1 protein-coding gene is annotated in these 239 nt (G+C 42.7%); it reads left to right on the top strand.

The window, feature by feature from the left end; all coding sequences use genetic code 11:
• On the top strand, positions 1-239 hold a 239-nt coding region (locus tag ACODJP_RS14475), incomplete at both ends, for a DNA cytosine methyltransferase (RefSeq protein ID WP_422482691.1).

Genomic DNA, 239 nt, shown 5'->3' with positions numbered 1-239 from the left:
CTTTCAAAATATGGAGACAGAACCATAAGAAGATGGGAGCGCGGGGAAACAAAACCTACTGGGGCGGAACTAAAAGCAGTTATGGACTTTCCAGACACACCACCTTACCCAAACAACGAGAATGGCAGATATCGCATGATCGATTTATTTGCTGGAATCGGTGGAACCAGACTTGGATTTCATCAAACTAACGCTGTAAATGTTGTTTTTTCCAGCGAATGGGATAAGTTTGCTCAAAA

It is taken from the genome of Pleomorphochaeta sp. DL1XJH-081 (assembly GCF_049310885.1).
In the GTDB taxonomy this organism is placed as follows: Bacteria; Spirochaetota; Spirochaetia; order Sphaerochaetales; family Sphaerochaetaceae; genus CAYZJV01.
The sequence above is the reverse complement of the archived record's forward strand: the minus strand, read 5'-3'. Positions and strand labels throughout refer to the sequence as shown.